Source organism: uncultured Thermomonas sp., from assembly GCF_937872235.1.
Taxonomy (GTDB): Bacteria; Pseudomonadota; Gammaproteobacteria; order Xanthomonadales; family Xanthomonadaceae; genus Thermomonas; species Thermomonas beijingensis.
The window spans coordinates 1-14,827 of record NZ_CALMPC010000087.1 but is presented as its reverse complement, the minus strand read 5'-3'; the positions used below and the strand labels follow the sequence as shown (position 1 = coordinate 14,827).

Here is a 14,827-nt window from a genome sequence, read left to right as displayed (position 1 = left end):
CTGCGTGAGCACCACGCGGATTACCGCCAGTGAACTGTTCGCCAGCCAGCAGGAGCGCTTGGCGCTGCGCTGGCTGGCCGGACAGGAACGCGGCGACCAACGGATACTGGAAGCCGTCAACACCGTCGCCCGTCGGCCCTCGCTGGCGGGTTACTTGAATGCCATTTATCCGAACAAGGTGCAGATTCTTGGCACCGAAGAATTGGAATGGCTGGACGGGTTGGATGCGCGTCAGCGTTGGGAGACCATTCACAAGATCATCGACTTTCGCCCGCTGGCGCTCGTCATCAGCAAAAACCAAAGCTGCCCGGAAGACCTGCGCAGTGCCGCCGAAGAATCCGACACGCCTCTGTGGCTATCGCCCCGGCGCGGGCATGAACTGCTCAACCACCTGCAATATGTATTGGCACGCACCTTGGCCCCGCGCGTCACCTTGCACGGGGTGTTCATGGAGATCTATTCCATCGGCGTATTGATCACCGGGGAGTCGGGTTCAGGCAAAAGCGAGTTGGCGCTGGAGTTGGTCACCCGTGGCCATCGTTTGGTGGCCGACGATGCCCCCGAGTTCACCCAAATCGCACCCGATGTGCTGGATGGCACCTGCCCTGAATTACTGCAGGATATGCTGGAATTGCGCGGCCTTGGGGTGCTCAATATCCGGCAAATGTTTGGTGATACGGCGGTCAAGCGCAATAAATACCTGCGCATGATCGTGCATCTGAGCAAGCCATCCCCTACCCCAGGCAGCAGCGGTATGGAGCGACTCACCGGCGATCTTGGCAGCCGCCGCGTACTGGATTTGGACGTGCCCATGATCACCATCCCGGTGATGGCCGGCCGCAACCTGGCGGTGTTGACCGAGGCTGCCACCCGCATGCATATCCTGCGCAGTAAAGGCATCGACCCGGCCGCCGCATTCATGGCCCGTCACAGTCATTTTCTGGAACGCGCCGCGTCATGAGCGTCACCTTGCCCAGCCTGCTGATCGTCAGTGGCATGTCCGGCTCGGGCAAATCCGGCGCCCTGCATACACTGGAAGATCTGGGCTATTACTGCGTGGATAATCTGCCGGCAGAATTGCTGCCGGACTTCGTTCGCCGCATGTTGGCCAATGATTCGGCGCCGTCCAGAATCGCGGTGGTGATTGACGCCCGCAACCTGGGGGATTTATCGGAGGTGCCGCAAGCCCTGTCGCAGATCGGCGCATTGGGTGCCAATCCGCGACTCTTGTTTTTGGAAGCCCGCGACGAGGTCGTGCTGCGTCGCTATGCCGATACCCGGCGTCGGCATCCATTGAGCCACCTTGGTCTGGGCTTGGCCGATGCGATTGCCTTGGATCGGCAAGCACTGCGCCCGTTGCGCAAGATTGCCGACATTTTGCTGGATACCAGCGAGATGAACGTACATCAGATGCGCCGCCGGATCCTGGCCGAGTTTGGGCTGGAAGGTGCCGGCGTTGCACTGATGTTTGAATCGTTCGCATATCGCCACGGGGTACCGATCGATGCCGATTTCGTATTTGATGCCCGCGTGCTGCCCAATCCACATTGGGATGCCCGACTGCGCCCGCTGTCCGGGCGCGACGAGTTAGTACGCCACTACCTAGACGCGCAGGCCGATGTCAGCGTCTATGTCGAGCAAGTACAGACGTTCCTGGATCGTTGGCTGCCCAAGTTGCGCTCGGAAACCCGCAGTTATGTCACCGTGGCATTTGGTTGCAGCGGCGGGCGGCATCGCTCAGTGTATCTGGCCGAACGCCTGGCGCAGCACTTCCGCAGCGCTGATTGGCCGGAAGTGGCGGTGCACCATCGGGAACTGGATTAACCCACAATTGCGCAATGTGCTTTCGCAGCATCCTCTGCGTCTGTTAAGTTTGCAGCATGGCCGTCGGCATTCTCCTCATCACCCATGAAGGCATTGGCAGCACCTTGCTGGCGGTTGCCTTGCGTCTGATGCGCAACTTGCCCCTGGCTTGCGAAGCCTTCGATGTCCCCTTCGATGGTGATCCGGACAGCTTGTTGCCACAAGCCAGCGCAGCGATGCGCCGCGTCGATAGCGGCAGTGGCGTGCTGGTATTGACCGATTTGTACGGCGCCACTCCCAGCAATATCGCAGCGCGCTTGGCACGCCTGGGGACACCGGTGCGGCGGGTATCTGCTCTGAGCTTGCCCATGTTGCTGCGCGTGATGAATTACGCCGATTTGGATCTGGATGATCTGCCTGCGGTGGCCGCCGCAGGTGCACGCAATGGAGCGATTACCGATGATGCTTGAGCACACCCCAGCACTATCCCGCCGCGGAGGCCGTGCATGATTCGTCGCGAGCTGACCATCAGCAACCGCTTGGGCTTGCACGCGCGTGCCACCGCCAAACTGGTGCAGTTGCTGTCCACCTTCCGCTGCCAAGCCACGCTGGAAGCACGCGGCCGCGAGGTCAACGCCAAAAGCATCATGGGGGTCATGTTGCTGGCCGCCGGCCCTGGCTCGCAGGTGATCCTGCAAGTGGATGGGGAGGATGCCGAGGCCGCCGCCGAGGCGGTGGCTGCCCTGTTCGAGTGCCGCTTCGACGAGGACAGCTGATGCGCCAACTGCTGCCCGGAACCGCTGCCGCGCGCGGTTGCGCACTCGGGCAAGCACGCGTGCGTTTACCGCATGCGTTGGATGTCGAAGAAACCAAAATCGCGACCGAGGCAGTTGCGGCTGAGCTGCAACGCTTTCACGCTGCAGTGACCACGGTGCGTGCGGAAATGCGCGATCTGCGCGACCGCCTGCACGGCGCATTGGCGCACGAGGTTGGTGAATTCATCGACCTGCATGCGCTGTTGCTGGATGACCCCGAGCTGCTCTCGGGCATTGATGATTTGATTCGCACCGGCCATTATTCGGCCGACTACGCCCTGCGCCTGCAACGCAACCGCTTGGCTGCGGTATTCGAAAGCATGGACGATGCGTACCTGCGCAGCCGCATCGACGACATCGATCAAGTCATCGGCCGCTTGCATGCGGCACTGCACAGCCAGCATGCAGTGCTGCAAGGCGTGTCGGGCGAAATTCTGGTGACCGACAGCGTGGCCCCCGCCGAGTTGGCACTGCTGCAATCGCAGGGCGTGGTCGGCGTGGTCACCGCCGGCGGCAGCCCCCTCTCGCACAGCGCCATCCTGGCCCGCAGTCTGCATCTGCCATTGGTGGTGGGTAGTCCACATCTGCTGCAAAAAGCCAATGATGGTGATGTGTTGATCATCGATGGCAGCACCGGGTTGGTAGTGCTGGAGCCCAATGCCGGTGACCTGCGCGCGCACCATGCCCGCGTGGCCGAAGCGCGGCGCGAACGCCGCCAGCTCAATCGGCTACGGCGTGAACCGTCGCGCACCCGCGACGGCATCGATATCAAGCTGTGGGCCAATGCCGAATCCCGTGACGATGTCAGCGAAGCGCACGCCCTAGGCGCAGCGGGTGTCGGCCTGTATCGCACTGAATTTTTATTCCTGGGCAGCAATGCATTGCCGGATGAGGATGCCCAGTTCCGTGCTTACCGTGACGCGGTATTGGCGATGACCGGGCGCACCGTAACCATTCGCACGCTGGATCTGGGCGCAGACAAGGCCGACAAAACCGGGCTGGCACTACGCGATGAACCCAATCCGGCATTGGGTTTGCGCGGGGTTCGTCTGTCGTTGGCGCGCCCGGAATTGCTGCGCGCACAACTGCGAGCCATCGGTCGGGCGTCTGGCTATGGACCAATCCGCATTCTGGTGCCGATGGTGACTGCTGCGGAAGAACTGCAAGCGGTGCGTAGCGCGCTGCATGCGGCACTGGCAGAGTTGCGCGCCGAAGGGCTTGAAGTAGCCGCGCACATTCCGCTGGGGGCGATGATCGAAGTGCCTTCGGCGGCACTGGCGCTGCGAAGTTTTATTGGCGGCTGTGATTTCATCTCGGTAGGCACCAATGACCTGGTGCAATACCTGCTGGCAGCCGACCGCACCAATGAATCCTTGGGCGAGTTGTACTCACCACTGCATCCTGCGGTGTTGCGGGTATTGCACGATGTGATCCGCACCGGCCTGCGGCGGCGGATTCCAGTCACGGTGTGTGGGGAAATTGCGGCCGATCCCACTTTCGTGCCACTGCTGCTGGCGCTGGGCCTGACCGAACTCAGCTTGCATCCAGCAACCTTGTTGGAAGTTCGCCAGACCATTCGCAACAGCATGCATGCACAGTTGCGGGCCGCTGCCCCCAGCTTGCTGCGTGCGCGCAACCGTGCTTCGATTTTGCGCTGGCTGAACACCCATTCCCAACCGTAGGAGCCCGCCCTGTGCGCGACATCATGCTTGGACAGTTGTCATCTGCACAAGCGATAATGTGCGCATCATGAACGCCTGACCCCTCGCCTGCGTGCCCTGCACCGCGGCGTCCCTCTTATCCGCCGGAACCACGCATGGCCGAGCCCATTCGCCACGACAAGACTGCGCGCCAGCTGCGCCTGTTGTCCGATGCGCTGGACAGTGGCCGGCTGGGGCCGGTGCGGCGCATGGTCAACACGCTGTCGCCGGCCGAGATCGGCAACCTGCTGGAATCGCTGCCGCCGGGCAAGCGCAGCGTGGTGTGGGGGCTGGTGGACGCCGAGGATGACGGCGAAGTGCTGGTGCATGTTGGCGAGGAAGTGCGCGAAAGCCTGATTGCCGACATGGATCAGGACGAGCTGGTGGCCGCGGCCTCCGACCTCGACATCGACGACTTGGCCGATCTGGTGGAAGACCTGCCAGACACGGTGATCGACGAAGTGTTGAAGTCGATGGACCGCGAAAACCGCGAGCGCCTCGAACAGGTGCTGTCCTACGCCGAAGACAGTGCCGGCCGCTTGATGAACCCGGATATAGTCACCGTCCGCGCCGACACCACCATCGACGTCGTGCTGCGCTACCTGCGCCTGCGCGGTGAACTGCCCGACCACACCGACCATCTGTATGTGGTCAGCAAGCGTCACCAGTATCTGGGGCGGATCGCACTGCAAGCCTTGCTGACCCACGAGGCCGGCACCCCGATCAACCAACTGCTGGATGACGAACAACCTGCGATTGACGTCAACGAAACCTCGGCGGAAGTCGCCCGGCAATTTTCCGACCACGACTGGATCAGTGCGCCAGTGGTGGATGACAGCAACATCCTGCTGGGCCGCATCACCATCGATGACGTGGTCGACATCATCCGCGAGCAGGCCGAGCACCAGGTGATGTCGGCCGCCGGCCTGGACGAGGACGAGGACCTGTTCTCACCGGTACGGCGCGCATTTCGCCGCCGCATGTTGTGGCTCACGATCAACCTAGCCACCGCCTTCCTTGCCTCATCGGTGGTCAACCAATTCCAGGACACGATCGCGCATCTGGTTGCGCTGGCGGTGCTGATGCCGATTGTGGCCGGCATGGGCGGCAATGCCGGCACGCAAGTCCTCGCACTCATGGTACGCGGGCTGGCGTTGGGCCAGATTGGTGGCACCAATATCGGCGTGCTGGTGTGGAAGGAAGTGCGCATCGCCATCATCAACGGCATCGGCATTGGCCTGTTGCTGGCGCTGATCGTGCTGGCGTGGTTCCACGATGCCAAACTGTCGCTGGTCATTGCCTTGGCACTGACCGTCAATTTCACCTCCGCTGCGCTGGCCGGTGTGTTTGTGCCCGTGACGGTCAAACGCTTCGGCTTCGATCCGGCCCTGGCCGGCGGGGTGATCCTGACCACCGTCACCGATGTGATGGGATTCTTGTCCTTCCTCGGCCTGGCGACGCTTATTCTGGTGCGCTGAGCAGCGACTCCAGCACCGCCATGCGCACCGCCACGCCATTGGCCACTTGCTGCAAAATGCGCGACTGCGCACCGTCGGCTACCTCGTCACTGATTTCCACCCCGCGATTCATCGGCCCCGGATGCATCACGATGGCGTTCACCGCCGCACGCCGCACGCGCAGACTGGTCAGCCCATAGTCGCGGTGGTAATCCTCGATCGAATCCACCAGCCCTTCGGTCATGCGTTCGCGTTGCAAGCGCAGCATCATCATGGCGTCCACACCGTCCAGCGCGGCATCAAAATCATCGGTGACGACGCAGCCATGCAAGGTGTCGTCATCCGGCAACAACGCCGCCGGCCCGCACACCCGGATTTCGCCACAACCCAGCGCACGCAACGCATGCAGGTCACTCCGCGCCACCCGCGAATGCTTCACATCGCCCACCATCACCACTTTGAGCGTGGAAAAATCGTCACCGTGCGCTTGCCGCAGCGTCAACATGTCCAGCAGGCCTTGGGTGGGATGATGGCTGCGGCCATCGCCGGCATTGACCACCGCCACGCCAGGATTGGCTACCGCCGCCAGCGCCGCCACCGCACCATCCTGTTTATGCCGTACCACAAACCCGCGCACACCCATCGCCTGGATGGTGCGTAAGGTGTCCATATCGGTCTCGCCCTTGGTCGCCGAGGAGGTCGAGGCATCGAAATTGAGGATCTGCGCCCCCAACCGCTGCGCCGCCAATTGAAAGCTCAAGCGGGTGCGGGTGGACGGCTCGAAGAACAGTGTGCACACCGCCACCCCAGCCAGTGCCTGTGCGGCCTGCGCACCGTCGGCAAAGGCCTGGGCGCGGCGCAACAAGCGATCCAACCCATCCACCGGCAGATGTTCCAGATCGAGCAAGTGGCGAAATTGACCGTTGGCGTCGAGATGCAGACTCATGGGCAGCGTCAGAAAAGGGGGCGAATTCGTATTTTATTCCAGGCACCCACAAAATGATCTTGCCTGCGGCCTCGCCCTCCCAGTGCACGACCTCCTGCCGCAGTTCAATCGCGTGGAGGCGACAGTCGGTCTTGGGTACCTGCAGACAACCAGCGCTCGACAATCACTGCAGCCGCTACGGCATCCAGCACATCCGCATCGCGACGTTTGCGGGTACCGGCGGCGCGGGCGGCGGCAAAACGGCGAGCGGCTTCTTGTGAGCTGTTGCGTTCGTCGATCATCGCCACGGGCAGGCCGCTGCGGGCGTGGATTTGCTGGGCAAATGCCTTGGCAACTTTGCGGATCGGTTGATCACCGCCATCCAAGGTCATCGGGTCACCCACGATCAAGCCGTCGGGTCGCCATTCACGCAGGAGTTTGTCGAAAAGCACCCAGTCCGGGCCGCCTGCATGCACATCGATGACCGCAATCGCAGTGGCATTGCCGGTTAACGCATTGCCAACAGCTACCCCGATTCGACGTGCGCCGACATCGAACCCCAATACCGTGCCATCGGCACGCAAGGTGAAACTGGCCGCGCTCGGCTCGCTCATGCGTGGCCGCTGTGGCTGGCGTGGTTGAGCAAGTCCACGCCAATGCTGCCGGCAGCGGATTGCCAACGCAATGCCATCGGCAGCTGAAACAGCACGTCACGGCGGTTGGGTACCAACAGCCAACTGTCATCCACCAGCTCTTGTTCCAATTGACCTGCGCCCCAGCCGGCGCATCCCAATGCCACCAGTGCTTGGGCGGGACCTTCGCCGCGCGCCATCGCTTCCAGCACATCGCGCGAGGTGGTCAGATACAAACCATTACCCACTTCCAAACTGGAATCCCAAGTGCGATCGCCTTCATGCAGCACAAAACCGCGCTCGGGATGTACTGGCCCACCCGCCAGCACCACCTGCGCCTTCAATGCGTCGTTGTCGCTGGCCACACCCATCTGTTGCAGCACTTCGCCAACGGTGTAATCGGAGGGCCGATTGACGATCACCCCCATCGCGCCGTCAGCATCGTGCTGGCAGATCAAGGTGACGCTGCGCTCGAACTGCGAGTCTCGCAACGCGGGTAGCGCGATCAACAGGTGATTGCCAAAGTTTTGCCGTGACTCGTCCATAGCGCATATTTTAGCGCGCCGTGGGCGACGGCCGAAGGGCTCAGCGCGCTTCGGCCACCTCCACCCCATCCAGGCCCTGCGCCAAGGTGCGCGCATCGCCACCTTGTGCCAGCTTGATCCGCAGGCGCACTTCGTTGCTGGAGTCAGCAAAGCGCAGCGCGTCCTCGTAGCTGATTTCACCCGCTTGATACAGCTCAAACAGGCTTTGATCGAAGGTCTTCATGCCCATTTGCACGGATTCCCTCATCACTTCCTTCAGCTTATGGATCTCGCCGTCGCGGATGTAGTCCTGCACCAGCGGGGTGCCCAGCAGGATCTCCATCGCCACCCGCCGCGCTTTGCCATCCGGGGTGGGGATCAATTGCTGCGCGACCACACCCTTGAGGTTTAGCGACAAGTCCATCAGCAACTGGCTGCGGCGCTCCTCGGGGAAGAAATTGATGATGCGATCCATGGCCTGGTTGGCATTGTTGGCGTGCAGCGTGCACAACACCAAGTGGCCGGTTTCGGCAAACGCAATGGCGTGATCCATGCCTTCGCGGGAGCGCACCTCGCCGATCATGATCACGTCAGGCGCTTGCCGCAGCGTGTTCTTCAGCGCGTTGTCCCAGCTGTCGGTATCAATGCCGACTTCGCGCTGGGTAATGATGCAGCCATCGTGTTTGTGCACGAACTCAATCGGGTCTTCAATCGTGATGATATGCCCGGTGGAGTTGGCGTTGCGATAGCCAATCATCGCCGCCAGCGAGGTGGATTTACCGGTACCCGTGGCGCCCACGAAGATAATCAAGCCGCGCTTGGTCATTGCCAAGGTCTTGATGATGGGGGGCAGACTGAGTTCTTCCACGGTGGGGATGCGGGTTTCGATACGACGCAGCACCATGCCCACCTGGTTGCGCTGATAGAAACAACTGACACGGAAGCGCCCGACCCCGGCCACGCCGATCGCGAAATTGCACTCGTGGGTTTTTTCAAATTCCTCACGCTGCAGCGGCGTCATCACGTTCAATACCAGATCACGCGACTGCTGCGGCGTGAGCGGGCTCTGGGTGATCGGGCTGATGCGGCCGTTGACCTTCATCGACGCCGGCATACCGGCCGTAATGAACAGATCCGACGCCTTTTGGTGCGCCATCAGTTTAAGGAACGAGGTGAAATCAATGCTGCTCATGGCGCTCTCCTGCGGCCCGGTGCTTACTCGAACAAGCGCTTGTCTTTGGCGTATTCACGTGCCTGCTGGCGGCTGACCATGCCGCGCTTGACCAGCTCTTGCAGGTTTTGATCCAGCGTCTGCATGCCCACGTTTTGGCCAGTCTGAATCGACGAATACATCTGCGCCACCTTGTCCTCACGGATCAGGTTGCGGATGGCGGGGGTGCCCACCATGATTTCGTGCGCGGCAGTACGGCCGCCGCCGACTTTCTTCAGCAGCGCCTGCGAAATCACCGCACGCAATGATTCGGACAGCATCGAACGCACCATCGGCTTTTCGCCGGCGGGGAACACGTCGATGATGCGATCGATGGTCTTGGCCGCCGAACTGGTATGCAAGGTGGCGAATACCAAATGCCCGGTTTCGGCGGCGGTCAGTGCCAAGCGGATGGTTTCCAAGTCACGCAATTCGCCGACCAGAATATAGTCGGGGTCTTCGCGCAGGGCCGAGCGCAAGGCTTCATTGAAGCCGTGGGTGTCGCGGTGCACTTCGCGCTGGTTGATCAAGCACTTCTGCGAGGTGTGGACGAATTCGATGGGATCTTCCACCGACAGGATGTGGCCGTATTCGGTTTTGTTGATGTGATCCACCATCGCTGCCAGCGTGGTGGATTTGCCGGACCCTGTCGGCCCGGTCACCAGAATCAGCCCCACCGGCTGCTCGATGAGTTCCTTGAAGATGCGCGGGCAACCCAAGTCTTCCAGCGTCAGCACTTCCGACGGAATGGTACGGAACACCGCACCGGCGCCACGGTTCTGATTGAATGCATTGACACGAAAGCGCGCCAGACTTGGGATTTCAAAGCTGAAGTCCACTTCCAAGAATTCTTCGAAGTCGCGCCGCTGCTTGTCCGACATGATGTCGTACACCAGCGCATGCACCTGCTTGTGATCCAGAGCGGGGATATTGATGCGGCGCACGTCGCCATCCACACGAATCATCGGCGGCAAACCTGCCGACAGATGCAAGTCCGATGCTTTGTTCTTGACCGAAAATGCCAGAAGTTCAGCGATATCCATGCGTACTCCCCAACCCGAATGTGAATTGTCAGCCGGCGTGCAGTCCCTTGTGTAACGACTCGTGCCTTCGCTAAACCGCTGGCACCGCCCGCGCCCCGCAGGCAGTATGAGCGTCACCCCTGCCCGCGTACAACTACCACCGTGCCAAATTCCGAAACCAACGCATGCACAGCCCTGCATTCGGCCGTGTCCTTGATCGACAACGCAAGTCAACGCTGCGGCAGGCCAAACGCTCGCCTGCTGGCGGTCTCCAAAACCCGATCAGCTGCAGCGATTGCCGCCATGGCGGCTTGTGGCCAGCAGGCGTTTGGCGAAAATTACGTACAGGAAGCCCTGCCTAAAATCGAGGCACTGCGCGGACTCGGGCTGGAATGGCATCTCATCGGCCACCTGCAATCCAACAAAGCGGAGCAGGCAGCTGTTGCGTTCGACTGGGTGCAAACACTGGATCGACTCAAGCTGGTCACTGCACTGGCAAAGCATCGCCCAGATTCGTTGTCACCACTGAATGTGCTGATCCAGGTCAATATCGATGATGAAGCCAGCAAGAGCGGCTGCCATCCCGATGAAGTCGCCGCGCTCGCGGTTGCCATCACCCATGAGCCGCGCCTGCACCTGCGTGGCTTGATGGCCATTCCCGCCCCTGCGCCTGATATGCAGCGCCGTCGATCAGCGTTTCGGGCGATGACTGCATTGTTCACCGCCGTACACATGCGACACCCCGGCATCGATACCCTGTCGATGGGAATGAGCGAGGATTTTGTGGCCGCCATTGAAGAAGGTGCGACCATGGTGCGCATCGGCAGCGCGCTATTTGGCGCACGCCAACCCAAGACGGAGCCCGCAGCATGAATGACCACCCAATCGCTTTTATCGGCGGCGGCAATATGGCGCGCAGCCTGATTGGCGGCCTGCTGGCACAGGGCCACGCACCCGCATCGATCCACGTTGCTGAACCCGTGCCTGCGCTACGCGATGCACTGCGCGCCGACTTTGGCGTGGCGGTGTTCGACGATGGCGCACAGGCGGTCGCGGGTGCCGATACCTGGGTGCTAGCCACCAAACCGCAGGTACTGCGCCAAGTGTGCGGGGCACTGGCAAGCCACGCACAAACCAGTGCGCCGCTGGTGGTTTCAATCGCCGCCGGGATCACGGCCGCGCAAATTGAGCGTTGGCTGGGTGGAGGCATCAAAGTGGTGCGCACAATGCCCAACACCCCTGCGCTGCTCGGCGCCGGGGTCACCGGCCTGTACGCCAGCGCACGCGTGGATACAGCCGGCCGCGACTTCGCCGATCGCCTGCTGTCGGCCGCCGGCAAGACCGTGTGGCTTGCCGACGAGGCCCAGATGGATGCGGTGACCGCGGTGTCGGGTAGCGGCCCGGCGTATGTGTTTTTGCTGACTGAAGCGATGGTCGATGCTGGCATCACCGAAGGGCTCGCTGCCGATGCGGCGCGCCGCCTTGCGCTGCAAACCGTGTTGGGCGCAGCGCGGATGCTGACGGAATCCGATGTGGATGCCGCCGAGTTACGCCGCCGCGTGACTTCGCCCAATGGCACCACCCAGGCGGCAATCGAAATGTTGGAAGCCGGCGGCTTCCGTGGCCTTGTCAAGGCCGCCATCCACGCCGCCCGCCGCCGCGGCCAGGAACTATCTGCGGCCAATGATTAAGGATCTGAATATGCGCATGGCCACCTTTTATCGTTATTTGGCTAGCGCTTTTGTTGTCGTTTTGGTCGGCGCGTTGGACGCGTGCAGCCAAGGTGCTGCCCCCACCCCTGCCAAACCGCTGAACCTTAGCGCCGCCATCCATCAGGCCAAGGTTGGTGATGCCGTGCTGCAAACCCAAACCGTGCCGTTATCGTCAATCAATGCAGCCACCGCCAAGCACTACGGCATCGACACCACCAAGGAAGGGGTTCTGTGGTTGGTGACCGTGCGCGATGCCGCCGGCAATTCACTAAGCCCTGCCGACTTGCAGCTCAGTGCCACGACCAGCGTGTTGCCAGATCCGCCCAAGCCGTTGTCCCTGCGCGCCATTCAAACCGCAGGCATGACCGACTACATCGGCGTGGTGCAGGCCAATGCGCCCGCCAGCGTACAATTCCAGTTGGTGGCCAAACGCGGCACGGAGCGCAGCGAAGTGACCACCACGGTGGATCTTCAGCGCTGAGGCTCGACGCCAACGCTCAGCGCAACTACTGGACCCGGATGAGCTGCACCGCTGATCGCCAGCTCACGGATACAACATTCGCTGCGACCAACTGCCATCGGCGGCGCATTCGTGCAGGTGCCGCTCGTGCAGGCGGTATTGCGCGCCGTACCAGAACTCCACCACCCGTGGCCTGATCCGGAATCCACTCCAGCGCGGCGGGCGCGGCACGTCGCGGCCAGCAAACTCGGCGTCGAATTTATCCAACTGCGCATCGAAGGTCTCACGCGCATCCAAGGTTTCCGACTGCTGCGATGCCCACGCGCCCAACTGGCTACCGCGCGGGCGGCTGGCGAAATAGGCATCCGCCTCGGCTGCAGACACGATTTCAACCCCGCCCTCGATGCGCACCTGCACGCCATTGCGCACCCGCGGCCAATGAAACAACAACGCCGCCTGCGGATTGGCTTGCAGCTCACGCCCCTTGCGCCCATCCAGATGGGTGTAGAACACGAAACCACGCGCATCCCATGTTTTCAGCAACACAATCCGCGCCGACGGCCGGCCCTGCGCATCTACGCTGGCCACGGTCATCGCCGTGCGGTCAGGCTCGCCGGCGGCCAAGGCCTCGGCAAACAGAGTGTTGAAGGTCGCGAGGATATCGTCAGGAAGTGTGCTCATGGTGATATTGTGGCCTGTCCGCATCCTTGGTGCACCCTGCTGTTAGCATGTTGCGATGCAAAAACAGCACATCATCCTGGTCGGCCCGATGGGCAGCGGCAAAAGCACGCTGGGTGCGGCATTGGCGGCGCGATTGGGGCTTGGCTTCGTGGATGTGGATGCCTGCATCGTGGCGATGGCGGGCATGTCGATTCCGGATATTTTCGCAACCGAAGGCGAAGCCGGGTTTCGCGACCGCGAAGCGCAAGCACTGGCCGACGCACTCGCCCACCAGCCCGCGGTGGTTGCCACCGGCGGTGGCGCGGTGCTGCGCCAAGCCAACCGCGACGCAATGCAGGCCGTCGGTTGCGTGGTGTATTTGCATGTATCGACGCAAGAACAACTGCGGCGCATCGAAGGGGACCGTAATCGTCCGCTGCTGGACAGCGACGCCCCCGCGCAGCGGTTGGCCGAATTGCAAAGCCAGCGCGAACCGCTGTATCGGCAAATCGCCAATCTCGTGATTGACACCAGCGTGCAGACGCCCGAACAACTGGCCGCGGCATTGGTGCTGCGGCTGCACGCCCTCAAGGATCCTCACGCATGAGCACTGCACCGCAAATCGTCGCTGTCGGTGGCAACGCGCCGTATCGCATCCACATTGGCGCAGGCCTGCTGGATGACGGCGTGCTGCTCACCGCCACCCTGCGTGGCCGCCACGCGCTGATCGTCAGTGATGCCAATGTGGCACCGCTGTATGCCAAGCGCGTGGAGGCCGCGCTGCGTGCCGCACAACCCGACTTGCGTATCGCGCGTCATGTCATCGATGCCGGTGAAGCGGAAAAAACGCTGGCCAATTTCGGTGGCGTGATCGATGCATTGGCCACCCTGGGCGCCACCCGCGACGCCTGCATCTATGCGCTGGGTGGCGGGGTGATGGGTGATATGGCCGGGTTTGCCGCCGCGTGCTGGATGCGCGGCATTGACGTGGTACAACTGCCCACCACCTTGCTGGCCATGGTGGATTCTTCGGTCGGTGGCAAGACCGCGGTGGACATCCCGCAGGGCAAGAATTTGGTGGGTGCGTTCCATCCGCCGCGCGCGGTGATTGCCGACACCGCCACCCTGCGCAGCCTGCCCCCCCGCGAGCTGCGCGCCGGCTTGGCCGAAGTCATCAAATACGGCGCGATTGTGGATGCCGAATTCCTACGCTGGCTGGAGGCGCACTGCGATGCCTTGCTGGCCGCCGACGATGCCGCCCTGTCGGCCGCGATTGCACGTAGCTGCACGCACAAGGCAGCGATCACCGAGCGCGACCCGTTCGAACACGGCGAGCGTGCGCTGCTCAATTTCGGCCATACCTTTGGCCATGCGATCGAGGCCGAGCAAGGCTATGCCCACGGCTTCAACCACGGCGAAGCGGTGGCGGTAGGCATGCTGTTGGCAGCCAAGCTTTCCGGCTTGCTGGGGATGGCCAGCGATGCCGATACCAGCACCCTGCGCAGCCTGCTGCAACGCTTCGGCCTGCCGGTAGAGCTGCCTACTGGGTTGGCACCCGATGCCCTGCTTGCACGCATGCGGCTGGACAAGAAAGCACAAGCCAGCGGCCTGCGCTTCATCCTCTGGAACGGCCCGGGCACGGCCAGTGTGGTGAAGGATGTGAATGAAGCTGCGGTGCTACAGGCGTTGCGCGGCTAGTCCGAACTTGATATTCAATCCGGATCGATCGATATGGATCCATCCGGATTCCAGTCCACCTCGGTGATTCCAGGGCTTTCCTGCTCCAGTCGATCCCGTTCCCGTTGCGCACTGGCTTCTGCAGCAAATTTTCCGGCAATGCGCCCCCCCTGAGAGGTGAGGATAGCCACCACGATCCGCTGGAGCTCTGCATCAACCCAGGGTTTCTC

18 protein-coding genes are annotated in these 14,827 nt (G+C 62.1%); 11 read left to right on the top strand and 7 right to left on the bottom strand.

Going from position 1 to position 14,827, the window contains the following annotated elements; all coding sequences use genetic code 11:
* Positions 1 to 4 precede the first annotated feature (4 nt).
* The 6 genes from hprK (at position 5) to mgtE (ending at position 5,796) form a co-directional block, all read left to right on the top strand.
* Positions 5 to 961 carry an HPr(Ser) kinase/phosphatase gene (gene hprK, locus QWB57_RS08065; protein WP_223627844.1) on the top strand — a complete coding sequence of 319 codons (957 nt, stop codon included), beginning with the start codon at positions 5 to 7 and terminating at the stop codon, positions 959 to 961.
* On the top strand, positions 958 to 1,824 hold the full coding sequence (gene rapZ / locus QWB57_RS08060; protein ID WP_223627842.1) for an RNase adapter RapZ: 867 nt from the start codon (positions 958 to 960) through the stop codon (positions 1,822 to 1,824). The genes hprK and rapZ overlap by 4 nt, the downstream gene beginning before the upstream one ends.
* Positions 1,825 to 1,880: 56 nt before the next feature.
* Positions 1,881 to 2,273, top strand: a complete 393-nt coding sequence (locus QWB57_RS08055) for a PTS sugar transporter subunit IIA (protein WP_223627840.1) — start codon at positions 1,881 to 1,883, stop codon at positions 2,271 to 2,273.
* A 36-nt stretch (positions 2,274 to 2,309) separates the two neighbouring features.
* The gene (locus QWB57_RS08050) at positions 2,310 to 2,579 is read left to right on the top strand and encodes an HPr family phosphocarrier protein (protein WP_223627838.1); all 270 of its coding nucleotides are present in this window, start codon (positions 2,310 to 2,312) and stop codon (positions 2,577 to 2,579) included.
* Positions 2,579 to 4,300, top strand: a complete 1,722-nt coding sequence (ptsP, locus tag QWB57_RS08045; protein WP_288969066.1) for a phosphoenolpyruvate--protein phosphotransferase — start codon at positions 2,579 to 2,581, stop codon at positions 4,298 to 4,300. The genes QWB57_RS08050 and ptsP overlap by 1 nt, the downstream gene beginning before the upstream one ends.
* A gap of 134 nt (positions 4,301 to 4,434) precedes the next feature.
* The gene (gene mgtE, locus QWB57_RS08040) at positions 4,435 to 5,796 is read left to right on the top strand and encodes a magnesium transporter (protein WP_223627834.1); all 1,362 of its coding nucleotides are present in this window, start codon (positions 4,435 to 4,437) and stop codon (positions 5,794 to 5,796) included.
* On the opposite strand, the gene QWB57_RS08035 is transcribed toward mgtE, so the two are convergent.
* The 5 genes from QWB57_RS08035 to QWB57_RS08015 all read right to left on the bottom strand — a co-directional run bounded on the left by QWB57_RS08035 (position 5,780) and on the right by QWB57_RS08015 (position 10,109).
* Complete coding sequence (locus QWB57_RS08035) at positions 5,780 to 6,721, bottom strand: aspartate carbamoyltransferase catalytic subunit (protein WP_223627832.1); 942 nt, start codon at positions 6,719 to 6,721, stop codon at positions 5,780 to 5,782. The two genes, mgtE and QWB57_RS08035, sit on opposite strands and share 17 nt — an antisense overlap.
* Positions 6,722 to 6,825: 104 nt before the next feature.
* Complete coding sequence (gene ruvX / locus QWB57_RS08030; protein WP_223627830.1) at positions 6,826 to 7,314, bottom strand: Holliday junction resolvase RuvX; 489 nt, start codon at positions 7,312 to 7,314, stop codon at positions 6,826 to 6,828.
* Positions 7,311 to 7,877, bottom strand: a complete 567-nt coding sequence (locus QWB57_RS08025; RefSeq protein WP_223627829.1) for a YqgE/AlgH family protein — start codon at positions 7,875 to 7,877, stop codon at positions 7,311 to 7,313. Before QWB57_RS08025 ends, ruvX begins: the two co-directional genes overlap by 4 nt.
* 40 nt (positions 7,878 to 7,917) lie before the next feature.
* Positions 7,918 to 9,048 (bottom strand): PilT/PilU family type 4a pilus ATPase, encoded by a 1,131-nt coding sequence (locus tag QWB57_RS08020; RefSeq protein ID WP_288969065.1) that lies wholly within the window; start codon positions 9,046 to 9,048, stop codon positions 7,918 to 7,920.
* A 23-nt stretch (positions 9,049 to 9,071) separates the two neighbouring features.
* Complete coding sequence (locus QWB57_RS08015; protein ID WP_223627824.1) at positions 9,072 to 10,109, bottom strand: type IV pilus twitching motility protein PilT; 1,038 nt, start codon at positions 10,107 to 10,109, stop codon at positions 9,072 to 9,074.
* Positions 10,110 to 10,304: 195 nt separating this feature from the next.
* Between QWB57_RS08015 and QWB57_RS08010 the strand changes: the two genes are divergently transcribed.
* Genes QWB57_RS08010 through QWB57_RS08000 form a run of 3 tightly spaced genes read left to right on the top strand, consistent with a single transcriptional unit; the run spans position 10,305 to position 12,281 of the window.
* Positions 10,305 to 10,961, top strand: a complete 657-nt coding sequence (locus QWB57_RS08010) for a YggS family pyridoxal phosphate-dependent enzyme (RefSeq protein ID WP_223628696.1) — start codon at positions 10,305 to 10,307, stop codon at positions 10,959 to 10,961.
* Complete coding sequence (gene proC, locus QWB57_RS08005; protein ID WP_223627822.1) at positions 10,958 to 11,779, top strand: pyrroline-5-carboxylate reductase; 822 nt, start codon at positions 10,958 to 10,960, stop codon at positions 11,777 to 11,779. Before QWB57_RS08010 ends, proC begins: the two co-directional genes overlap by 4 nt.
* A gap of 16 nt (positions 11,780 to 11,795) precedes the next feature.
* Positions 11,796 to 12,281, top strand: a complete 486-nt coding sequence (locus QWB57_RS08000; RefSeq protein WP_223627820.1) for a DUF4426 domain-containing protein — start codon at positions 11,796 to 11,798, stop codon at positions 12,279 to 12,281.
* Positions 12,282 to 12,344: 63 nt separating this feature from the next.
* Here QWB57_RS08000 and pdxH read toward each other — a convergent pair whose 3' ends face one another.
* Positions 12,345 to 12,941: a pyridoxamine 5'-phosphate oxidase gene (gene pdxH, locus QWB57_RS07995; RefSeq protein ID WP_223627818.1), complete on the bottom strand. Its 597-nt coding sequence runs from the start codon at positions 12,939 to 12,941 to the stop codon at positions 12,345 to 12,347.
* Between the two features lie 55 nt (positions 12,942 to 12,996).
* Between pdxH and QWB57_RS07990 the strand changes: the two genes are divergently transcribed.
* Complete coding sequence (locus QWB57_RS07990; protein ID WP_223627816.1) at positions 12,997 to 13,527, top strand: shikimate kinase; 531 nt, start codon at positions 12,997 to 12,999, stop codon at positions 13,525 to 13,527.
* A complete protein-coding gene (aroB, locus tag QWB57_RS07985) occupies positions 13,524 to 14,618 on the top strand; it encodes a 3-dehydroquinate synthase (RefSeq protein WP_223627814.1) in 1,095 nt (364 codons plus the stop codon). Before QWB57_RS07990 ends, aroB begins: the two co-directional genes overlap by 4 nt.
* 14 nt (positions 14,619 to 14,632) lie before the next feature.
* Here aroB and QWB57_RS07980 read toward each other — a convergent pair.
* The coding region (locus QWB57_RS07980; RefSeq protein ID WP_288969064.1) for a hypothetical protein at positions 14,633 to 14,827 on the bottom strand (195 nt) is incomplete at its 5' end.

Excerpts from the sequence above, each read along its gene's own strand:
- rapZ (WP_223627842.1), top strand. The coding sequence starts at position 958 with ATGAGCGTCACCTTGCCCAGCCTGCTGATCGTCAGTGGCATGTCCGGC.
- QWB57_RS08055 (WP_223627840.1), top strand. The coding sequence starts at position 1,881 with ATGGCCGTCGGCATTCTCCTCATCACCCATGAAGGCATTGGCAGCACC.
- QWB57_RS08050 (WP_223627838.1), top strand. The coding sequence starts at position 2,310 with ATGATTCGTCGCGAGCTGACCATCAGCAACCGCTTGGGCTTGCACGCG.
- ptsP (WP_288969066.1), top strand. The coding sequence starts at position 2,579 with ATGCGCCAACTGCTGCCCGGAACCGCTGCCGCGCGCGGTTGCGCACTC.
- mgtE (WP_223627834.1), top strand. The coding sequence starts at position 4,435 with ATGGCCGAGCCCATTCGCCACGACAAGACTGCGCGCCAGCTGCGCCTG.
- QWB57_RS08035 (WP_223627832.1), bottom strand. The coding sequence starts at position 6,721 with ATGAGTCTGCATCTCGACGCCAACGGTCAATTTCGCCACTTGCTCGAT.
- ruvX (WP_223627830.1), bottom strand. The coding sequence starts at position 7,314 with ATGAGCGAGCCGAGCGCGGCCAGTTTCACCTTGCGTGCCGATGGCACG.
- QWB57_RS08025 (WP_223627829.1), bottom strand. The coding sequence starts at position 7,877 with ATGGACGAGTCACGGCAAAACTTTGGCAATCACCTGTTGATCGCGCTA.
- QWB57_RS08020 (WP_288969065.1), bottom strand. The coding sequence starts at position 9,048 with ATGAGCAGCATTGATTTCACCTCGTTCCTTAAACTGATGGCGCACCAA.
- QWB57_RS08015 (WP_223627824.1), bottom strand. The coding sequence starts at position 10,109 with ATGGATATCGCTGAACTTCTGGCATTTTCGGTCAAGAACAAAGCATCG.
- proC (WP_223627822.1), top strand. The coding sequence starts at position 10,958 with ATGAATGACCACCCAATCGCTTTTATCGGCGGCGGCAATATGGCGCGC.
- QWB57_RS08000 (WP_223627820.1), top strand. The coding sequence starts at position 11,796 with ATGGCCACCTTTTATCGTTATTTGGCTAGCGCTTTTGTTGTCGTTTTG.
- pdxH (WP_223627818.1), bottom strand. The coding sequence starts at position 12,941 with ATGAGCACACTTCCTGACGATATCCTCGCGACCTTCAACACTCTGTTT.
- QWB57_RS07990 (WP_223627816.1), top strand. The coding sequence starts at position 12,997 with ATGCAAAAACAGCACATCATCCTGGTCGGCCCGATGGGCAGCGGCAAA.
- aroB (WP_223627814.1), top strand. The coding sequence starts at position 13,524 with ATGAGCACTGCACCGCAAATCGTCGCTGTCGGTGGCAACGCGCCGTAT.